Raw genomic sequence first — 5,242 nt, forward strand, 5'->3', positions numbered from 1 at the left:
AAGCGCAAGTGGTTGAAGTTGTTGAAGAAATCTTCGAAAGCTTCTGAAAATAATCACTTGACAGCAAATGAGGCTGCTGTAGAATGCGCGCCTCGGTTGAGACGAAAGATCTTAACCAACCGCTCTTTAACAACTGAATCAAGCAATTCGTGTGGGTGCTTGTGGAGTCAGACTGATAGTCAACAAGATTATCAGCATCACAAGTTACTCCGCGAGAAATCAAAGATGTAACCAACGATTGCTGAGCCAAGTTTAGGGTTTCTTAAAAACCCAAAGATGTTTGAACTGAAGAGTTTGATCATGGCTCAGATTGAACGCTGGCGGCAGGCCTAACACATGCAAGTCGAGCGGTAGAGAGAAGCTTGCTTCTCTTGAGAGCGGCGGACGGGTGAGTAATGCCTAGGAATCTGCCTGGTAGTGGGGGATAACGTTCGGAAACGGACGCTAATACCGCATACGTCCTACGGGAGAAAGCAGGGGACCTTCGGGCCTTGCGCTATCAGATGAGCCTAGGTCGGATTAGCTAGTTGGTGGGGTAATGGCTCACCAAGGCGACGATCCGTAACTGGTCTGAGAGGATGATCAGTCACACTGGAACTGAGACACGGTCCAGACTCCTACGGGAGGCAGCAGTGGGGAATATTGGACAATGGGCGAAAGCCTGATCCAGCCATGCCGCGTGTGTGAAGAAGGTCTTCGGATTGTAAAGCACTTTAAGTTGGGAGGAAGGGTTGTAGATTAATACTCTGCAATTTTGACGTTACCGACAGAATAAGCACCGGCTAACTCTGTGCCAGCAGCCGCGGTAATACAGAGGGTGCAAGCGTTAATCGGAATTACTGGGCGTAAAGCGCGCGTAGGTGGTTTGTTAAGTTGGATGTGAAATCCCCGGGCTCAACCTGGGAACTGCATTCAAAACTGACTGACTAGAGTATGGTAGAGGGTGGTGGAATTTCCTGTGTAGCGGTGAAATGCGTAGATATAGGAAGGAACACCAGTGGCGAAGGCGACCACCTGGACTAATACTGACACTGAGGTGCGAAAGCGTGGGGAGCAAACAGGATTAGATACCCTGGTAGTCCACGCCGTAAACGATGTCAACTAGCCGTTGGAAGCCTTGAGCTTTTAGTGGCGCAGCTAACGCATTAAGTTGACCGCCTGGGGAGTACGGCCGCAAGGTTAAAACTCAAATGAATTGACGGGGGCCCGCACAAGCGGTGGAGCATGTGGTTTAATTCGAAGCAACGCGAAGAACCTTACCAGGCCTTGACATCCAATGAACTTTCCAGAGATGGATTGGTGCCTTCGGGAACATTGAGACAGGTGCTGCATGGCTGTCGTCAGCTCGTGTCGTGAGATGTTGGGTTAAGTCCCGTAACGAGCGCAACCCTTGTCCTTAGTTACCAGCACGTCATGGTGGGCACTCTAAGGAGACTGCCGGTGACAAACCGGAGGAAGGTGGGGATGACGTCAAGTCATCATGGCCCTTACGGCCTGGGCTACACACGTGCTACAATGGTCGGTACAGAGGGTTGCCAAGCCGCGAGGTGGAGCTAATCCCATAAAACCGATCGTAGTCCGGATCGCAGTCTGCAACTCGACTGCGTGAAGTCGGAATCGCTAGTAATCGCGAATCAGAATGTCGCGGTGAATACGTTCCCGGGCCTTGTACACACCGCCCGTCACACCATGGGAGTGGGTTGCACCAGAAGTAGCTAGTCTAACCTTCGGGAGGACGGTTACCACGGTGTGATTCATGACTGGGGTGAAGTCGTAACAAGGTAGCCGTAGGGGAACCTGCGGCTGGATCACCTCCTTAATCGACGACATCAGCTGCTCCATAAGTTCCCACACGAATTGCTTGATTCATTGAAGAAGACGAAAAGAAGCAGCCCGAAATTGGGTCTGTAGCTCAGTTGGTTAGAGCGCACCCCTGATAAGGGTGAGGTCGGCAGTTCGAATCTGCCCAGACCCACCAATTTTGTGTGGGAAACGCCTGTAGAAATACGGGGCCATAGCTCAGCTGGGAGAGCGCCTGCCTTGCACGCAGGAGGTCAACGGTTCGATCCCGTTTGGCTCCACCACTACTGCTTCTGTTTGTATAAAGCTTAGAAATGAGCATTCCATCGTTGTGATGGTGAATGTTGATTTCTAGTCTTTGACTAGTTCGTTCTTTAAAAATTTGGGTATGTGATAGAAAGATAGACTGAACGTTACTTTCACTGGTAACGGATCAGGCTAAGGTAAAATTTGTGAGTTCTCTTAATTGAGAAATTCGAATTTTCGGCGAATGTTGTCTTCATAGTATAACCAGATTGCTTGGGGTTATATGGTCAAGTGAAGAAGCGCATACGGTGGATGCCTTGGCAGTCAGAGGCGATGAAAGACGTGGTAGCCTGCGAAAAGCTTCGGGGAGTCGGCAAACAGACTTTGATCCGGAGATGTCTGAATGGGGGAACCCAGCCATCATAAGATGGTTATCTTGTACTGAATACATAGGTGCAAGAGGCGAACCAGGGGAACTGAAACATCTAAGTACCCTGAGGAAAAGAAATCAACCGAGATTCCCTTAGTAGTGGCGAGCGAACGGGGACTAGCCCTTAAGTGGCTTTGAGATTAGCGGAACGCTCTGGAAAGTGCGGCCATAGTGGGTGATAGCCCTGTACGCGAAAATCTCTTAGTCATGAAATCGAGTAGGACGGAGCACGAGAAACTTTGTCTGAATATGGGGGGACCATCCTCCAAGGCTAAATACTACTGACTGACCGATAGTGAACTAGTACCGTGAGGGAAAGGCGAAAAGAACCCCGGAGAGGGGAGTGAAATAGATCCTGAAACCGTATGCGTACAAGCAGTGGGAGCCCACTTTGTTGGGTGACTGCGTACCTTTTGTATAATGGGTCAGCGACTTATTTTCAGTGGCGAGCTTAACCGAATAGGGGAGGCGTAGCGAAAGCGAGTCTTAATAGGGCGTCTAGTCGCTGGGAATAGACCCGAAACCGGGCGATCTATCCATGGGCAGGTTGAAGGTTGGGTAACACTAACTGGAGGACCGAACCGACTACCGTTGAAAAGTTAGCGGATGACCTGTGGATCGGAGTGAAAGGCTAATCAAGCTCGGAGATAGCTGGTTCTCCTCGAAAGCTATTTAGGTAGCGCCTCATGTATCACTGTAGGGGGTAGAGCACTGTTTCGGCTAGGGGGTCATCCCGACTTACCAAACCGATGCAAACTCCGAATACCTACAAGTGCCGAGCATGGGAGACACACGGCGGGTGCTAACGTCCGTCGTGAAAAGGGAAACAACCCAGACCGTCAGCTAAGGTCCCAAAGTTATGGTTAAGTGGGAAACGATGTGGGAAGGCTTAGACAGCTAGGAGGTTGGCTTAGAAGCAGCCACCCTTTAAAGAAAGCGTAATAGCTCACTAGTCGAGTCGGCCTGCGCGGAAGATGTAACGGGGCTCAAACCATACACCGAAGCTACGGGTATCACGTAAGTGATGCGGTAGAGGAGCGTTCTGTAAGCCTGTGAAGGTGAGTTGAGAAGCTTGCTGGAGGTATCAGAAGTGCGAATGCTGACATGAGTAACGACAATGGGTGTGAAAAACACCCACGCCGAAAGACCAAGGTTTCCTGCGCAACGTTAATCGACGCAGGGTTAGTCGGTCCCTAAGGCGAGGCTGAAAAGCGTAGTCGATGGAAAACAGGTTAATATTCCTGTACTTCTGGTTATTGCGATGGAGGGACGGAGAAGGCTAGGCCAGCTTGGCGTTGGTTGTCCAAGTTTAAGGTGGTAGGCTGGAATCTTAGGTAAATCCGGGATTCTAAGGCCGAGAGCTGATGACGAGTTAACTTTTAGTTAACGAAGTGGTTGATGCCATGCTTCCAAGAAAAGCTTCTAAGCTTCAGGTAACCAGGAACCGTACCCCAAACCGACACAGGTGGTTGGGTAGAGAATACCAAGGCGCTTGAGAGAACTCGGGTGAAGGAACTAGGCAAAATGGCACCGTAACTTCGGGAGAAGGTGCGCCGGTGAGGGTGAAGGACTTGCTCCGTAAGCTCATGCCGGTCGAAGATACCAGGCCGCTGCGACTGTTTATTAAAAACACAGCACTCTGCAAACACGAAAGTGGACGTATAGGGTGTGACGCCTGCCCGGTGCCGGAAGGTTAATTGATGGGGTTAGCTAACGCGAAGCTCTTGATCGAAGCCCCGGTAAACGGCGGCCGTAACTATAACGGTCCTAAGGTAGCGAAATTCCTTGTCGGGTAAGTTCCGACCTGCACGAATGGCGTAACGATGGCGGCGCTGTCTCCACCCGAGACTCAGTGAAATTGAAATCGCTGTGAAGATGCAGTGTATCCGCGGCTAGACGGAAAGACCCCGTGAACCTTTACTATAGCTTTGCACTGGACTTTGAATTTGCTTGTGTAGGATAGGTGGGAGGCTTTGAAGCGTGGACGCCAGTCTGCGTGGAGCCAACCTTGAAATACCACCCTGGCAACTTTGAGGTTCTAACTCAGGTCCGTTATCCGGATCGAGGACAGTGTATGGTGGGTAGTTTGACTGGGGCGGTCTCCTCCTAAAGAGTAACGGAGGAGTACGAAGGTGCGCTCAGACCGGTCGGAAATCGGTCGTAGAGTATAAAGGCAAAAGCGCGCTTGACTGCGAGACAGACACGTCGAGCAGGTACGAAAGTAGGTCTTAGTGATCCGGTGGTTCTGTATGGAAGGGCCATCGCTCAACGGATAAAAGGTACTCCGGGGATAACAGGCTGATACCGCCCAAGAGTTCATATCGACGGCGGTGTTTGGCACCTCGATGTCGGCTCATCACATCCTGGGGCTGAAGCCGGTCCCAAGGGTATGGCTGTTCGCCATTTAAAGTGGTACGCGAGCTGGGTTTAGAACGTCGTGAGACAGTTCGGTCCCTATCTGCCGTGGACGTTTGAGATTTGAGAGGGGCTGCTCCTAGTACGAGAGGACCGGAGTGGACGAACCTCTGGTGTTCCGGTTGTCACGCCAGTGGCATTGCCGGGTAGCTATGTTCGGAATAGATAACCGCTGAAAGCATCTAAGCGGGAAACTAGCCTCAAGATGAGATCTCACTGGAACCTTGAGTTCCCTGAAGGGCCGTCGAAGACTACGACGTTGATAGGTTGGGTGTGTAAGCGCTGTGAGGCGTTGAGCTAACCAATACTAATTGCCCGTGAGGCTTGACCATATAACACCCAAGCAATTTG

The 5,242-nt window shown here is 51.0% G+C and carries 2 tRNA genes and 2 rRNA genes; all 4 read left to right on the forward strand.

Going from position 1 to position 5,242, the window contains the following annotated elements:
- The first annotated feature begins 282 nt into the window (after nucleotides 1-282).
- Nucleotides 283-1,819 (forward strand): 16S ribosomal RNA (locus E4O97_RS08610).
- 82 nt (nucleotides 1,820-1,901) lie between these two features.
- Nucleotides 1,902-1,978: transfer RNA gene (locus tag E4O97_RS08615), tRNA-Ile, on the forward strand.
- A 30-nt stretch (nucleotides 1,979-2,008) separates the two neighbouring features.
- Nucleotides 2,009-2,084 (forward strand) — tRNA-Ala (locus E4O97_RS08620).
- 247 nt (nucleotides 2,085-2,331) lie between these two features.
- A 23S ribosomal RNA gene (locus E4O97_RS08625) occupies nucleotides 2,332-5,223 on the forward strand.
- Together the 16S and 23S rRNA genes with 2 tRNA genes alongside form the textbook arrangement of a ribosomal RNA operon.
- Nucleotides 5,224-5,242: the final 19 nt, after the last annotated feature.

Source organism: Pseudomonas sp. W15Feb34, from assembly GCF_023127765.1.
GTDB classification, from domain to species: Bacteria; Pseudomonadota; Gammaproteobacteria; order Pseudomonadales; family Pseudomonadaceae; genus Aquipseudomonas; species Aquipseudomonas synxantha_A.